Origin of the sequence: Variovorax sp. dw_308, from assembly GCF_019207085.1 — a bacterium.
Lineage (GTDB): Bacteria > Pseudomonadota > Gammaproteobacteria > Burkholderiales > Burkholderiaceae_C > Variovorax.
Window position 1 is genome coordinate 24,261 of sequence record NZ_JAATOM010000006.1, and the last position, 16,032, is coordinate 40,292.

Annotated in this window: 8 protein-coding genes; 3 read left to right on the forward strand and 5 right to left on the reverse strand. The window is 61.9% G+C overall.

Features of this window, described 5'->3' with window-relative positions; translation table 11 throughout:
* Nucleotides 1-151: 151 nt before the first annotated feature.
* The 3 genes from HCU76_RS14220 to HCU76_RS14230 all read left to right on the forward strand — a co-directional run bounded on the left by HCU76_RS14220 (nt 152) and on the right by HCU76_RS14230 (nt 3,651).
* Nucleotides 152-1,672 (forward strand): class I adenylate-forming enzyme family protein, encoded by a 1,521-nt coding sequence (locus tag HCU76_RS14220; RefSeq protein ID WP_218509728.1) that lies wholly within the window; start codon nt 152-154, stop codon nt 1,670-1,672.
* Between the two features lie 205 nt (nt 1,673-1,877).
* Nucleotides 1,878-3,083, forward strand: a complete 1,206-nt coding sequence (locus HCU76_RS14225) for an integrase arm-type DNA-binding domain-containing protein (RefSeq protein ID WP_218509729.1) — start codon at nt 1,878-1,880, stop codon at nt 3,081-3,083.
* 55 nt (nt 3,084-3,138) lie between these two features.
* Complete coding sequence (locus tag HCU76_RS14230) at nt 3,139-3,651, forward strand: hypothetical protein (protein ID WP_218509730.1); 513 nt, start codon at nt 3,139-3,141, stop codon at nt 3,649-3,651.
* A gap of 231 nt (nt 3,652-3,882) precedes the next feature.
* Here HCU76_RS14230 and brxL read toward each other — a convergent pair whose 3' ends face one another.
* The 5 genes from brxL to brxC form a co-directional block, all read right to left on the reverse strand.
* Nucleotides 3,883-6,009 (reverse strand): BREX system Lon protease-like protein BrxL, encoded by a 2,127-nt coding sequence (brxL, locus tag HCU76_RS14235; RefSeq protein WP_218509731.1) that lies wholly within the window; start codon nt 6,007-6,009, stop codon nt 3,883-3,885.
* 3 nt (nt 6,010-6,012) lie between these two features.
* The gene (locus HCU76_RS14240) at nt 6,013-8,490 is read right to left on the reverse strand and encodes a PglZ domain-containing protein (protein WP_256354189.1); all 2,478 of its coding nucleotides are present in this window, start codon (nt 8,488-8,490) and stop codon (nt 6,013-6,015) included.
* 76 nt (nt 8,491-8,566) lie between these two features.
* Entirely contained in the window at nt 8,567-9,709 is a 1,143-nt protein-coding gene (locus HCU76_RS14245) for a hypothetical protein (protein WP_218509733.1), read from the reverse strand.
* A 758-nt stretch (nt 9,710-10,467) separates the two neighbouring features.
* Nucleotides 10,468-12,372: an Eco57I restriction-modification methylase domain-containing protein gene (locus tag HCU76_RS14250; RefSeq protein WP_218509734.1), complete on the reverse strand. Its 1,905-nt coding sequence runs from the start codon at nt 12,370-12,372 to the stop codon at nt 10,468-10,470.
* A gap of 5 nt (nt 12,373-12,377) precedes the next feature.
* The gene (gene brxC / locus HCU76_RS14255; protein ID WP_218509735.1) at nt 12,378-16,019 is read right to left on the reverse strand and encodes a BREX system P-loop protein BrxC; all 3,642 of its coding nucleotides are present in this window, start codon (nt 16,017-16,019) and stop codon (nt 12,378-12,380) included.
* Between the last annotated feature and the right edge of the window lie 13 nt (nt 16,020-16,032).

The following is a 16,032-nucleotide window of genomic DNA, read 5'->3' on the forward strand; positions in this document are numbered from 1 at the left end:
TGACAGTCAAGGGAAAACGCTGAGGTAGATCGGCGGCCGATTGACGCCAATGCGCGTGTTGCAGGCGACGACTGCAGATAGCCTCGGGCGGCGGTCGGCCGGGAGGCGCGCGCCGTCGCCAGGCAGCCCCAGTCATCGAAGGAGACAAACCATGAACATCAATTCGCTTTTCGAAAGCAACGTCCGCAAGTACCCATCGAAGCCGTTCTTGCGCTATCAAGGCCAGAGCCATACCTACGCCCAGGTGCTGGACCAGTCGCGCCGTGCTGCCGCGGTGCTCCAGGCCCAGGGCGCCGCGGCCGGCGACAAGGTGGCGGTGATGGGCTACAACACGCCCGGCGTCGTGGTCGCGATGCTCGGTGCATGGCGGCTCGGCTGCGTGGTCGTGCCGGTCAATCACAAGATGCAGGCCCCCGAAGTCGACTACGTGCTGTCGCACTCCGGCGCCCGCATCTGCGTGTTCGACGGTGCGCTGGCGCCGGTGATCGACAAGCTGTCGGTGCGCGTCGCCGCGCTGAGCACCGATTCGGCGGCGGAAGGCCATGCATCCTTCGACGCTGCGATCGAGCAGGCGCAGGGCATCGACGGCAGCGAGCCGGCCGCCGCCGATGCGGCCGAGGTGCTCTACACCTCCGGGACCACCGGCAAGCCCAAGGGCTGCCTGCACAGCCACCATGCCGTGTGCCATGTCGCGTTGACCACCGCGGCGGCGCTGTCGATGACGCGCAACGAGCGAACCTTGATCGCCATGCCTATCTGGCACTCGTCGCCGCTCAACAACTGGTTCATGGGCACGATGTACGTCGGCGGCACCGTCGTGCTCATGCGCGAGTTCCATCCGCGCCACTTCCTCCAGGTCATCCAGGACGAAAAGGTGACGCTGTTCTTCGGCGCGCCCGTGGCCTACACGATGCCGCTGCAGGTGGTCCCCGATTTCGACAGCTTCGACCTGAGTTCGGTGCGGGCCTACATCTACGGCGGCGGACCGATCGGCGCCGACGTGGCCCGCAGGCTGTCGGCGGCGTACAAGAGCGATTGCTTCTTCCAGGTGTACGGCATGACCGAAACTGGCCCCGGCGGCACCGTGCTCTATCCGGAAGAACAGATCGACAAGGCCGGCTCCATCGGCCGCGTCGCGACGCCCGGCATCGACATGCGCGTGGTGCGTGAAGACGGCAGCGATGCCAGGCCGGGCGACATCGGCGAGATCTGGATCAAGGCCGAGTCGGCCATGATGGAATACCTCGACGACGCCGACGCCACGGCCAAGTCCATGAGCAACGGCTGGTACAAGTCGGGCGACCTGGCCCGGCTCGATGCCGACGGCTACCTCTTCATGGCCGACCGCAGCAAGGACATGATCATCACCGGCGGCGAGAACGTCTATTCGAAGGAAGTGGAAGACGCGGTGTCGGCGCATCCCTCTGTCGCCGGCGTGGCCGTGGTGGGCCGTCCGCATCCGGAATGGGGCGAAACCGTGGTCGCGTTCGTGGTCCCGCAACCTGGCGCAGCGATCGATGTCGACAACTTGCGAGCCTTTCTGACGGAGCGGATCGCCAAGTACAAGATTCCGCGCGAGTTCATCATGCGCGCTGATTTGCCGCACACGCCGACGGGCAAGGTGCAAAAGCACATGCTGCGGAAGGAAATGGAAGAAAGCGCGGCACACTGAGCGACAGGGCGATCGTGCTGGCAGGCTGTGTGAGCCTGCCTCGCGGAGAAACGAAAAAGGCCGGAAGCTCTTGGAAGCTTCCGGCCTTTGCATTTGGTCGCCGCCAGGAACCTAAAATCGGCCTGAAACCCGCATGGATCCTTGATGTCGTCGGCTTGGTGGCAGAATATGCCCCCAAATGTGCCCCCACCGCATCAAGGATGCTATGAAACTGACCGACGCAAAGCTGCGCAACCTCAACACGACCGGCAAACACGCCGATGGCCGCGGCCTGTATCTCGAAGTCACGGCTGCCGGCGGCCGCTACTGGCGCCAGAAGTACCGGTTTGCCGGCAAGGAGAAGCGCTTGGCGCTCGGCGTCTATCCCGATGTCTCGCTCAAGGATGCCCGCGACAAATGCGCCATCGCGAAGCAGGCACTTGACCGTGGCGAGGATCCGGGCGCACTGCGCAAAGCCGCAAAGGTTCAGGCGGCACATGAATCTGCAAATTCCTTGGAGATCGTGACCCGCGACTGGCTGGCCCACCAATCCGGTCGCTGGGATCCCGTCACGCTCGCGCGTGCCACCGCTTCGTTGGAAGCAGACATCTTTCCGACGCTCGGCAGCCTGCCCATGGCGAGCATCACGGCGCGTGATGTGATGAACGCCGTGAAAAAGATTGAAAAGCGCGGATCAAGCGAGGTGGCTGTGCGGGTGCTGCAGCGAATCAAGAGCACCTTCCGCTACGCCGTGACACATGGGCGCATTGATCACAACCCCATGCTCGACTTAGTGCCCTCGGAAATCCTCAAGCCGCGCCGCGTGCAGCATCGGCCCGCACTCGCCGATCGCGAACTTCCAACATTCTTCAAGAAGCTGGCCGAGTATGAAGGCGACCCCCACACCTTGCACGCGCTGCGACTGCTGATGTTGACCGCCGTACGACCGGGCGAAGTGCGCGGAGCGCGTTGGAGTGAATTTGATCTCGACGCGGCGCTGTGGCGGATTCCCGCGGAGCGCATGAAGATGCGCTCGGAGCACCTGGTGCCGCTGTCGGTGCAGGCCATCGATGTGCTCAAAGCGATGCAGCCACTCAGCAGCGACCGGGACCTGGTCTTCCCGAGCCCTTTTTACCCAAGCAAATCGCTCAGCGAGAACACCATCAACAGCGCCCTCGCGCGCATGGGCTACAAGGGCACTGCGACAGCGCACGGCTTCCGATCTCTCTTTTCGACGGTGGCCAACGAAGCCGGCTGGTCTCCCGACGTGATCGAGCGCCAGCTCGCCCATGTCGAGCGCAACCAGGTACGCGCGGCATACAACCGGTCAACCTATTTGCAAGACCGCGAAAAGCTCATGCAATGGTGGGCCGACTATCTGGATGGCCGAAAAGTCGGGAAGGTTATTGCACTCCGCAAGCGTATGAATTGAGCACCAACGACGCGCCTCAACATTTACTACTTGCCGAAATGTTTTCGAAAATTGCTTGAAGCTGCCCCAGAATCATGCCATGAGAAAAAAATCTACCCTGCCAGTCCGAGTCGACATTGACGCTGGATACGAAGTCCTGTCTTGCACGCTGACGATGGAGGATTGGCATTGCATCCAAGCCGGCGAAGTGTTCTGCTGCGAAGTCCCCTATTGGTACGAAGGCAAGAAATTTACCAGCGATTGGACTTTCAACGGATCGCGGGCCGGCACGCTCTATGTCGGCTACGACGACGGCGGCGTGCACCTTGACGGTCGACTCAGCGAGGCACGCGTTTTTCTGAACGAAGAGCCAGTTAAAGGGTGGCAAACCAAGGCAAAAGAACCTGCTGCAGCCGCTGACCCTCCGTTAGCACAGCCGAAGTTCGATTGGGAAGAGCATCTTCAGGAACTAGATGCGAGGTTGAGGGCGGCCGGCCGTACGGTCACCGTTATCGAGCCATCGGATACTAACGTGTTCACGGCAACGTTTCCGCAAGGCCGCCGACCAAATTCGACGGAGCGCGGATAGACAAAAGAAATCGGCTGCGTGAATTATCTAGTTATTAACGAGACGAATCTCCGGCGCCCCAAACGAATAGCGCCAAAGGATTACTGCAGACGAACGTAATCCAGTTAAGCAGCACTGCGTGCAGTGCGCGGCGAATTTAGAAGAAAGCTTGAACTCGAATGTTGACGTCGATCGAATTTTTGAGCTGTCACTGGTATTCGGAACGAGAAGACAGAGTGCGTCTACTCCGAATCAACTGCGAAAGACATCCACCTTGGTTTCCAGGCAGCGGCGCAGGCTGAGGTCGTTGGCTCCCACGCCAAACCAACTGTCCGGTTTCTGAAAAAAGTCCAGACCGCGGCCTATTTTGATAGTCCAGCCGTTGTCGATCCGGATTTCGCGATCGTGCAGGTTTTCGTTAACCTTGACCTCCAGCGCGACGTCCAATTCCAACAAACTTTGCTTGAGCTCATCCAGGCGTGAAGCCAGTTCCTGCAAATTGGTGGCCTCGTCGTAGCTGGTCACAAGCACGATGTTGCGCACCGAAGGCGCCTTGATCACGGCCTCGCAAAAGCGTACGAAGTTCTGTACCTGATGCGTGGCGCGAATATAGGGATCCTCGATGGTGATGGTGCGCGCGCCGCGCAGGTAGGGCAGCGCAATGGTTTCGTAGCTATGACCTGAATCACCATAGTGGATCGTGTAGTGCTGCTCTCCCAATACGGCTTCAGTCGGCGCAAGCTCGGCAGGCTGCACCAAGACATTGGCCAATGCGTTGGCGTCCAGCGCAGGCGTACCAACGGCCGTTGGCGTGGACAATGCAGCGGCCGCCGGCGCGGGCGGCGCGGACGGCACCAGCGGCGGCAGCGACGCGTCCCCATGGATGCTGCGTCGGCTCGGCTCCAGAGTAGCCGTGGCCGTTCGTGACTCAGGGCAGAACACCACAACCTCTTGGCCGGCGGTGTCGAAGTAGGACAAATTGATGCGCGCGTACTCGTCATCGGTCTTGCGCTTGTTCATCTGTTCCTTGACCCGTCGGCGGCCCTCCACCGCGTAGGCCACATATTCCTCGAACTCAGCGTCGGTCGGGCTGCCGTTCGGGTGGAGGATCTTCAGGAAGGCGCAGACGGTCTTCTTGATGCCTTTCTCGTCGCGCCCTTCAACCGCACGACCCAGCTTGATGCGCTTGCTGACCTCCTCGTAGCGATTGGTCTGCTTAAGCTGGTGGTGAAAGGCCTCGGCCAGGTAGTCGGTGATGAAGCCGTAGCGTCCCGTCAAAAACTCGCTGCTGTTCTTGGGCATTTCCCAGCCCGGCAGGTAGCAGGCAAAACGGTCCTGCACCGCCAGGTCGAACTCCTTGGGCAGCGGCTGGAACAGGTCGTAGACCTCGGAGTGGACGATCTGCTCCACCGACAGGTCCAGGTTGCCAACGAAGGCCATGGACGCGTCGGCGATCACCTCCACGCCACGCGAGAAACGGCCGTTGGCCATGAAGTCCTTCATGATCTGGATCGTGTCCGGATCTTTCACCTTCAGGCCGCCCACCTCGTCAAAGGCCACGGTGTCCCAGTAGCCGACCAGACCAATCTTATGGCGTTGGCTGTTGTAGAACAGCACCGCCTTCGTGGCTTGGCCACCGCTGATCAGCGTGGAATACGGCGAGAACTCGCTAAAGAAATACGACTTGCCGGTGCCGCGAGGCCCCAGCTCGATGAAATTGTAATTGGCCTCAATCAGCGGGGCCAGGCGAGCGATGAAGTGGAACTTCACTCGCTGAGTTAACTTGCTCGGCTCCAGGCCCACCGAGCGGAGGATCACATCCATCCACTCGTCGCGGCTGAAGCCCGAGCGGCCTTCGCAGTAGCGGTCGAAGTCGAAGCGGCTGAGCTGGATGGGTCGCAGGTCTTCCACGTAGAAGGTGTACTTGTCGTCCTCCACTTCGTTGAAGGCCACCGTGATCTCCGCCCACAGGCCGCCCTGAAGCAGACGGTCGGTGTCACGGTAGTATTTCTCGCTGATGGCCACACGCCTGGAATCGAAATTCTCGAGTGCGGCCCAGTGCCGCCGGTCTTTCTCGACGTAGTTGACGTGCACCTTGTCGATGAAGCGGTGCTTGCCCTTGGTGGCCACTCGCGACTGCGCTGCGTTGGCATCGTTGGGGCGAACGTAGTTCTCGTTCAACGTGTCCAGCACAGCTTCCATGCCGGCCTGGATCTCCGCCGGGTCATCGCTGGCGCAGTAGCGCGCCAGCAAGAACTCCAGCACGAACGTAGGCACGTTGGTGCCCTTCTTGATGCGGTGAAGCAGGTCCTTGCGCACCACCTTGCCATCGAATGCGGCGGCCAGCTTGCGGTCCAGATCGTCGGGGCTATATTCCATGGTTTACACCGTGTAGTCAGTCGCCAGATCGATCTGGCAGTAGGCGACATTTGTCTTCGGGTCGAGCGCCTTCACCTTGAACTTGCCCTCGAAGTCCAAAAGCATTTTCAAGGCCACTTGCACCTTTTCGCCGGCGCGCAGCGTAAGCGTTCCAGTGGCGGCGTTCACGGCGCCGCCGGCGCGGGCTTCACCCACCACTTGGCCCTTAGCATCCTGCGCTTCCAGCAGAATCTCGAACGCGCTGTCAGCCGAAAACATATCGGCGCCATCCACGGCGACCTCGATCACCGGCACGCGCGTCGTCACCTTCGTCGCGCCGTTCTTGTAGCTCAGCCGAACCACGGCACGGGTCATCTCGGGCTGGGCTTGCAACTTGATCTGCAGCGTCAGCACTGGCACCACGCATTCCTGCAACGATGCGCCGCCGTGGAAGTACGACAGCCCAGCACGGTAGGTGGCCAGCGTCATGGGCCCGGCCACTTTGGCCACATCGCCACGCAGCCCCGCTTTGTCAGCCGCCAGCACAAAATGGGTGCTGCCCACCGCGCCATCGCCCAAAGCTAAGCGGTCGTGCTCGATCAGCCAATTGCCATCGGGCTTACCGCACACGTCACCCGCACCAGCATGGGTATTGATGAAGAAGCCGTGGTCGGTGGCGATCACCACTTCACGGAAACCGGCTTCGGCCAGACGGTGGACGGCCACGCGGATGCGGCGCAGCGCATTGATGATTTCGGCCGGCGCGGTGTCAGGGTGGTTCTCGAAGTGGCTGTCGATCTCCACCGCGCGCAGCACCAACAGGTCGGCATCGGCGGGCACGTCAAATCGGCCGCGCACGTATTCTTCCAGGCGCCCTTCGGCAAAGCGTTGGCCGTAGCGCTTGCGCAGCACCTCCATGCGCTGCCCCACTGTGGTCAAAGGCTGGTCGCCGAGCATGGGCACCAGCGCCGTGCCATCACGGCGCAGGCTCAACAGTTGGCCGGCGCCTGGTAGCAGCGCGGCCATGCCCACCGGCGTGATGGTGGGCAGCGGCGCAAGGGCCGCCTGCAGGGTCACGGCACCGTCCTCAGCCAGCTGCTGCTCCAAGGCCACTCCCAACTCATAGCGCAGCGCATCGATCATCAGATAGGCCACCTTGTGACCGTGCTGCTGCAGCTTGGGCGCCACCAGGCGGTCGAACACGTCGGCATTGGCCAGTTGCTCCGGTAGCGGCCAGCCACCGACCTGCAGGTGGCGCGTGAAGGCCAGCTGCGCCTTCTCCGCAAGGCGGCCGTAGGCGCGTCGAGCTTGCTGACGGACGGGCTTCATCTCGCCCTGCGTGTCTTGCCACTCGAAGTCGCCCAAGGCCTGTTCGAACTCGCGCTGCAGGCGGTCTGCCTCACGCAGCTGGCCCGTGTAGAAGGCCAGAAGGCGCGCCATGTCCTTGCTGTGCTGGGGCAGTTGCTGATCAAGTTCGTCGCAGCGCAGGCCCAGCTCCAGCGCGGCGCGCAGCAAGTCCCACTTCAGGCGGCTTTCACCACGCGCTGCCCACACGGAGCGGCGCTGGTGCTCCAGCACTAGACGCACTGCGTCTACGTCGTCGCGCAGCAGGGCCGCGATGCCGCGGGCCAGCGCGCTACGTTCTTCGAATGGAAAGGTCTCGCGCGGACCCAAGTCTTGGATGGTGGCGCAGTGCTGGGCCAAAGCCAACTCTTGCTCCAGTGTCTGCGCCCGGTCGATGTAGACCGGCTGGGTGCGGTGGTCGCTGCGCAAGTCGTCACACAGCGCAAAAACCACTATCTGGCCGGCGACAGGGGCACGCGGCAAGTCTTGCAAAGCGGCGGGCAGCGGACTGGGCAGGTCAAACGCGAACTCGCTGAACAGCACATAGCGCCACAGTTCCTCGGCAATGCTCGCCCAGCTGCGCCCACGGGTTCGCAACGTAAGCTCCAGGCTGGCCTTCAGCAGCTCGCGCGCCTCGTTCACCCAGGTGTCACTGGTTTTCAGGGCCCGCTCTTGCGCTGCGTTGGGCGCCATCAGCGACAGCAGGATGTCGCGGCCCGATTCCACGTCCAGCAAGGCGCGCAGGTTGGGCCAGCCTAGGCCGCCGCCCAGTGCATCGATCACCGCAAACGAGGGTTGGGCGTCGGCATCGAAGATGCGCCGCAGTTCCAGTGTCTGGTCGGGTTTCGCCGCCAGGCAGAGGCTTTCAAAACGATCGCCATCGCCATCGGGGAACACCCGGCCGCAGGCTGCGTAAGGGCTAAAAGGATCATGCTGCCGGGCCTCGTCGCTCAGCGGCGCAGGTACGGGCACATAGATCAGCAGGTGGTCGATGCCGCCCTGGCCCAGCGCCACCAGCGCCTGCGTGGCCTGCTCGCGGCTGGTAATGCTGCTGCCGCTGGCATCCACCACAGTGCAGCGCTCGTCGGCCAGGGCCTGGCAGATTGCTTGGTAGCGAAGCTCGGGGTCGTAAACCACCAACACGCCCTTGTCGGCCATGCGGGGCGCCAGAATCTCCTGCCGGACAAAGGTTTCTATACGCATTGTTGTGGGTGGTGTAGGCAGATTCCAAGAATCAGACGGCCTTCTTGCGGCCTCGGGTTTTCTTGGGCGCCGCTTCGGGTTCGATGTACAGATCTTCCAATCCGTGGGCGATGGCCAGGCTCTTGTCGGCCTTGCACTTCCCGCGCACGCGCTCGGGCCAATAGGTCATAGCGAGGTGCGCCCAGTCGTAGTCGCCTTTCTCCAGCTTGGCCCAGGTGTCCTTCAACAGCTTCTGCCAGGGCTTGTGGCGGAACAGCGGCCACAGAGGAGCAGCGTTGATCTGCACGCCGTCATCGTGATTGGGTTGGTAGGTGTCAGCCAGATCCTGCAAGGTGTCGCGCAGATCGCTCAATTCCAGCGCCAAGGTCTGCAGTGCCTCGAGTCGTTTCTCGTCATCGCGCGTGCGCGCTGTGCCCTTACTTTGCAAAGCGGCCACGTCGTCGCCCGCCTGCTTGAGCTTGGGTTCGACGAAGTCGTTGATGGCGGTATACAGCGTCTGGCGGCTGAGGCTGGGGTAATACACCCATAGCGTGTAGCCACCTGAAACTGTACTCATTGGCCAGTAGATAGGGGCCTTGCGTCGACTCTTGGAATAGCGCTGCAGGTGGAGGGAGAAGAAGTCCTTCTGCAGCCAGCGGCGCAAGTCTTCGGACACCAGGGCGTCCACGTGGGTCAGCACCTCTTCCACCACGCGCAACAGGTCGTGTGGATGACCGGGATCGTCCACCAGGATACCAGCGTGGGCGTGGAAGGGCGCCGCGCCATCGGGCAGCATACCGGGGCTCTTGGCGGACAGCGGGTCGAAGGGTTCCGGATCGGGCGGCGCAGTTCTCTCGCCGGTGGCCAGGCGCCAGTCGAAGCGGCCGAAGGCCACGCCCACGGCCCAGGACAACAAGCCGTCGGTCTGAGCGACGGGTGCGGTGTTGTCTTCGTCGTCGGCCTCGTCGTCTGCACCGGTCCCGGAGTCCCCATTGTTGCCGGCCGCGTTGTGGCCGGGCTGCGCGGCCGTGCGATGGTCCTCGCCGACGCCGTAGAGGTCGGCCGCAATTGTTTCGACTTCGGACTGGATGCGGGCCAGCTCAGTTTCGATTGCCGGCGGATCATAGTAGCCAGTCCGCTCGCGAAGTGCGGACGAGAGGGCAAACGCGTGTGAAGTTTCGACGACCGAATCCAACGTACGCTGGAGGGTCCAGGCTCGGCGAGCACAATCGGCAAGCCTTCGCATTCTTGCGCTGTCGATTTCTGGAATTGGGACCTTCTGTATAACCCCAACCTCAAATGAATGCGCGGCCCCGCCAGCGCGAACATCGCCAGCCGCAAGTTGCAACTTTATAAATTCGTAAAATGCCGAACTATTGCTGAGCGCGAGAAGCGCGAGAAGTACTTCCGAATCATCGCCGGATACAAATATTGCGGGACCCTTATTTGTAAATATACAACCCTTCGGCATGGCGCGCATCGATAGACGACTCTTCGTTCTCAGCGACCATGTGAGTCCCCTTCGGGAGTAGAAGGCAGGATTTCGAAGAACGCTCCCCGGAAAGTCCTTTACTTCTATGCCGTCTCTTGCCCACCTTGTAGTCAAATATATGTCGGCATACATGGGCGAGTACGGCCCACCCTTTGCAAGCGGACGCCAAGAAGCGTCCGATTCAGAGTCAACCTCCCAAGCCAAGCGCATGAACCGAAAGTCATCACCAGTTTGCAAGCCAACTCGTGCTGTCCGCTCATCAGTCTCGAAGGATTGCATCCTTTCGAAGGTTTTCCGAATTCGAGAACTCGCCCAATACGCAAATGGCGAGCCAGGTATCAACTGAAACTCTTGCGGCGCTGCACTGAATATTCGAGCAGAGGCACTGTTTGCCCTAAATGCCGAAACCGCTTCGTCTAGCCCAAGTTTTTTGTCCAAATCCTCCAGCAATCGAATGATGATCATGAATCGCGCTCCAGAACATAGGCGGCTGACTCCACCAACGCATCATCCATAACGCCAAGCCCCAAATCCGCCATTGCAACGGCCTCTGAGCCCCCGAGTACGATGTTTTTTCTCCATTGCTCAAATGAAGCCAGAAAAAATGGGGTCCTTGACGTAATTGCCCCTAGTCGGCCTCCTACACGTAGAAGGTTAATACCTCGTTCTACAAAGACGGCCAGCAGGTCGTTCTTTCCGTGCGGGTAAGTCCTTGATAGCGCATCCTTCGTGATCATGGCCGGCGCGCCGAACGGCGGATTCATCACCACCACGTCAAACTCCTCGCGGCACAGATCAATCAACCGCAGCCCCTGCAAGGCATCCTGCGCAAATAGGCGCCCCTGGTAGGTGGCCTTGGCCGCCTGCGCAAAATCGGTGAGTGCTGCCCGCAGCCGAGTCTCGGCCTTGCGCCACTGCTCCGCATCCGCATCCTGGAACAAGCTGCCGTGCTCGCCAAAGACCTCGCGCACCAAGCTGGGCAGGTCGCGCTCCACCTGCAGTAGTACGCCCAACTCGGGCACGCCCTTCAGCAGTTGCAGCGTCTTGGTGAACAGCTCGGCATCTAGGCTATCCAACTGTGCCGAGAACTGCTCGCGCAGTTCCTTCTCGGCCGGCGGCGCGGTAGCGGCAATGATGTGGCTTCGCTCGATTTCCGGCCGGGCGTTGGCCTTGATGCCTTCGTCGTGCCACGCCCGTTGTGCCCGCAACCACAGTGCCAGCGAGGCGATTTGCGCAGCGCGCGGGTCGATGTCTACGCCGTAGATGTTGTGCTCGATCACCAGGCGCGGCACGTCGCGCAGGTAGGCCTGCTGGTCGGCATAGGTCCGGCACAGCGGCAGCAACCCAGCACTGGGCTGGGTGCTCACGTCCAGGCTACCGGCGCCGTGGGTGTGCTCCCAATCCCAGGCCTCGCGATAGATGGTCAGGAACAGGTCGAAGGCATACAGGCCGAAATGCATGGAGCCGCAGGCCGGGTCAAGTAGCTTCAGGGTGCGTGGGTCGCGCAGGCGCAGCGCGTTGAAGGGCTGTTCATCGGGCTTGACCAGCAGGTACTGGCAGCGCTCGCGCAGACTGGTCTGGCCGACGGTGGCGTCGAACCACAGGCGGCCCAGCGTGTTGTCCACCAGGAACTCCACTACGTAGCGTGGAGTGAAGAACTGGTTGCGCACGGCGAGTTCGCGGCTGTCGCGCGGGGCCTGACTGGCGTCGCGCATGGCTTTGCGTTCTTCCTTGCTGTTGAAGTATTGGTAGATCCAGCCGATGGTTTCGTCTTGCGCCCACAGCGGTTGGATCTCATGATGGTTCAACGCGGTCAGCACCTGCAGAAGCGCGCCCTCGCGAGGGAACAGGCGGCACTGTGGCGCGAAGCGGTCGAACAACGCCGGCAATTCTTGCGAGAATTCATCGAACAGGCTAAAGAGAAAATGGCGATAGGCCACGCCCGTTTCGCCCAGGGCACTGCCGGCGGCGAACTTGTAGAGCTCGAACGCCTTGGACTGCTGGCCTTGACCGACGGCGGGCAGCAGCACACCACGTGCTTCCATCATCAGCAGCGCGGCCAGGCGATTGAGCACGGTGAACGCCTGCTCACGCACGATGCGGTCGATGACAGGCACTCGCCGGGCCATGCTCTCTGCGGCGCCATCGGCCGCGAGATAGTGGTCCAAGGTCTGGCGCAACACTTCGGCGATGTCGCGTTCGGCGGCAGAGAGATGTGGCAGCCGCTCCAACGGCGTCACGTCCCCGGTATGCGGGTCCAGGCCGTAGGTTTGCTGCACTTGGATACGGAACTCGTCGGTCAGCAGCCCCCTGCATTCGGTGACCAGCTTCTGCAGCCGGCCGCGGGTCTTGTCGTCAAAGGCCACGGCTGTCAGTCCTCTAGCTTCAGGTCCAGCTCGAAGGCATGGGCGTAGCGCAGTTCGCCGCGGAGGCGCTGCAGGTCTTGAATCAGCGCGTCCAAATCGGTCAGCGTGGTGATGTGGCCCCGGGCCTTGATGTGGCGCTGGATTGTGAGTTTGGGCTCCTGTACCCCAGCGCCGGCGGGGAGCTCGGTTTCGGCCTTGATGCGGGCCTGCACGCGTTCGCGGCCCAGGCGTTCAATGCGGGCCTTGGCGTCTTGGGCGTGGGTCTGGATGCCGAACTCGTGGTTCACCAGGGTGCGCAGACCCTCGGCATCGGGCTCGGCCTGCACGGCCAGGGCGTCCAAGTCGGCCAGCAGTTCCTGCTGCTCTTGCTGGGTCAGCTCGGCCCATTCCGGCACGCGCTGCAACTCGGCGGCCACCTGTTTCAGGCGCTGTGCCTGCGTGGCTTGCTGGGCCAGGGCGGCCTCGCGTATGCGCGCGTGCTGGGCGGTCAAGCGGCTGCTCAGGTCAGCGGCGGCGCGGTAGAAGTCGTCTTGCGCCAGTTGAGCGTCCAACTGGCTGAAGGGCTCGGCCAGGTCGGCCTTTAACGCTGCGGGCGCGCCAGTGTTGGGCAGGTGGTCCACCAGGGTGCGCAATGCGCGCAGCTCGCGGAGCGTAGCTTCCAGGCCTTGCTCCAGCGCTTGGCGCAGTTCGGCTGCCCACCTCAGGCCGGCATACAGCGGAGACTCGGGCTTACCTAGTCGCTGAGACGCGTCGGATGCATCGCTGAGCAACACCTCTGCCAGTTCATGGCTCAGCGTATTGAGTCGATCTTCGCCCGGCAGGTCCAGGCTCTTCAGTTTCTCGGCCAGCGGCGCGTAGCGCTGCTGCAGGCCGGGGAAAAGGCGGATGGTGGCCTTGCTGATGTCGTCTTCCAGCGGCACCACCAAGTCACCGCTGAGGTCAGTCAGCCGCTCGGCCGCCAGTGCCAACATGTCCATCGAAGGCTTGTCTTCGCGCAGTGACACGCCCACATTCTTGAAGCTGTTGTTGGTCTTCAACGCGTCCACGGCCTGCTGGCCATTGACGGTAACTTCTCGCCCGGCAACCTTGAGCTTCACCTCACCTGCCACCAACAGCGCAGCCACCAGATAGCGCAGCGTATCGGGCGACCAGCCGAAAGGCGCGTCGGCAAACCGGTCCGACAAGCTCTTGCCCTCGATCACGCCCATGCGCTCGATGGTGTCGCGGATGCTTACGAGGGCTTTGTGCTCCACCTTCACCGAGGGCTTTCCAGACTTGATCTGCACCAGGCCCAGCGGGTCGATCTGCAAGGTGATGGCGGCCAAGTTGCCAGCGCGCAGGAAGCGCTCGGCGGTGTCGGTGGACACACGCACCGGCGCTTCGCCATAGCGGTCGAACACCTGCTCGGCTACGCTGGCCAGTTGCTTGCGGGCGGCATCCAACAGCTGTGGAGCCTGTGATTCCGCCGCCGCTACTTGGCCACGGAAGATGAAGGAGCCTTGCAGTAGGCTGCGGCGGATCAGGCGTTGCAGATCCCCTTCGAGGCGACCGGCACGGTCGAGCTGACCGCTGCAGTAATCTTTGACCTCCTGGTCGGGGTCGTTGCGGTGCTTGTTAGCGATCTCGCGGCAGCGAAAGACCTCGGCCGTCAATTCGTCGATCTCAGGCGTGGCTCGACCGATCAGGAACACCTGGTATTTACCTGCGGCCTGGCGCGATTCTTCTTGCAGGCGGGTGCGAGTGGCTTCGTACTCTTTGGGATCGGTGAACTCCACCAGCGTCTGGATGGGGTTGCGATCCCCCGCCAGCGGTGTATGTAGGCCGCCAGGACCTTGGGCTTTCAGGCCCGATTGCACGGCCAGCGTGCCGTTCAGCTGGGTGCTGGGCAGCGGGGAATACACCTCGGTCAAGGCAGAGTTCGCGATGCGCTTGAGTTCTACGCCACGCAGCGGGATTTGACTACGTTCCTGTTCGACGTTGTTGAGCTTTTCGCTGAAGAAGCGCAACTGTCCGTCTTGCTCGCCGAATGGAACAAAGCGATCGGTGATGAGCTCTTCGATAGCGCGGTTGACGTCGTCGGCTCGGTTGGCGGCCGCCACGCCATCGTGCATGAGGCCGGCCACGTTCTGTCGCGTGACCGGCAGGTTGCCCAGTATCTGCAGGATGGCGACGGTCTTGCCCACCTGCTGGTGCAACGGTGAGCCAGCAAAGCGGTTGCGGCAGACGTCTTGCACAGGCTTGTGCAGGTTGGGGAAGGCGCGTTGGATGTCTTTGTCGAGCGCGTCGAACAGTGTGGCGGTGGTGGCCAGCCAGCCTACTGACTGGTCGGCCACAGCGGCGCGCCCGGCATCGGAGTCGATCAATATGTCTTGTATGACCTTGATTGCGGAGCGCAGCCCGATGCCGCCGGTGGACCGCGCGAGTGCGCCCAACAAGTGCAGCAGGATGTCGAAATGCGCTGGAAGGAAAGGGTAGAGATTGACGAAGGTCTGGCGGTCGAAATCGGCGCCAAAAGCGCGCGCGTCTTCAAGCTTGGTGTGGTGACGCAATGCTTGGCCGTGCTGGTCGAACAACGCGCCAAGGGCGCCTACGCCGTGAGGCGATTTTCCTAGCAAGCGGGTGAAGCAAATTTCCTTGATGTCATTGGCTTCCAGGTCGATCTGGATCGGGAAGCGATCCTTCAGCTTGAAGAGTTGCGGCGAGTTGAGCGCGGCGCGCGGGTCATCCTCGGTCAACGTCTGTTGGGCAGTGCCGATGATCCATACCTTGCCGCCGCCCAGGGCCTTGAGGTTCTTGGACAGGCCGTCAAGGTTGAGGATGAGGTTTTGGCGTGAGCCAACGTACTGGCCCACCTCGTCGATGATGAAGATGATGTAGTCCTTGCCCGAGGCCTCTCGGGCAATAGCCAGCATCTCCTTGACGCGATCGTTCTCGAACACCACCACATCGCTTGTCTCGGTGGTGAACGAGGTTTCCGTCTTGAATAGCTGCGGGTACAGCTGGTGCGCAATGCCCGGCACCAGGCTGTCGACTACCAGGTCGTCATTGCGGTACTGCGACCAAGGTTCGCCGCCAGTGGCTCCCTTAAACAGGTTCAGGAATTCGTCGTAGCGGCCCTCCTTGCGCAGTCGGCGTTCCAGCGCCGCCACCTTCAAGTTGCGCGAGTAGCCGGCCCACTGCAGCACCTTGTAGAAGAGGACTGTGGACACCTCTTCCATCGTGGCGCCTGCCAGCTGCTCGCTGGCCAGATCCAGCAGCAGCACGGCGGCAGGGAAGCGCTTGGCGACGGTGCTGAGCAGTTGGCGCGTGGTGTTGCGCTTGAGGCGGTCTTGAAGGTGTTGCCTAAACGGGGCGCCATCGATTTGGATGCGGTCATCAAACGCGAGGCCCAGGTACTTGGTGAACGAGCTCTTGCCTGAGCCGTAGAAACCAGAGACCCAAACGCCGACCTCGTTTTCGCCGCCGGCATCCATGGCCGCCTGCATCTTCAACAGCAATTTGTTGAACTGCTCGTCGATGCTGTCGGTGACCACGTATTCGGTGATTTCCTTCTTCAGCCGTTCTTCCTGCGAGACACCGTAGGCGATGACCTTTTCGATGCTGCGGTAGATGTCCTTGGACGGGTCAAAGAGTTGCTTAATGTTCATGATCAGAAATTCC

Excerpts from the sequence above, each read along its gene's own strand:
- HCU76_RS14220 (WP_218509728.1), top strand. The coding sequence starts at position 152 with ATGAACATCAATTCGCTTTTCGAAAGCAACGTCCGCAAGTACCCATCG.
- HCU76_RS14225 (WP_218509729.1), top strand. The coding sequence starts at position 1,878 with ATGAAACTGACCGACGCAAAGCTGCGCAACCTCAACACGACCGGCAAA.
- brxL (WP_218509731.1), bottom strand. The coding sequence starts at position 6,009 with ATGGAATATAGCCCCGACGATCTGGACCGCAAGCTGGCCGCCGCATTC.
- HCU76_RS14240 (WP_256354189.1), bottom strand. The coding sequence starts at position 8,490 with ATGGCCGACAAGGGCGTGTTGGTGGTTTACGACCCCGAGCTTCGCTAC.
- brxC (WP_218509735.1), bottom strand. The coding sequence starts at position 16,019 with ATGAACATTAAGCAACTCTTTGACCCGTCCAAGGACATCTACCGCAGC.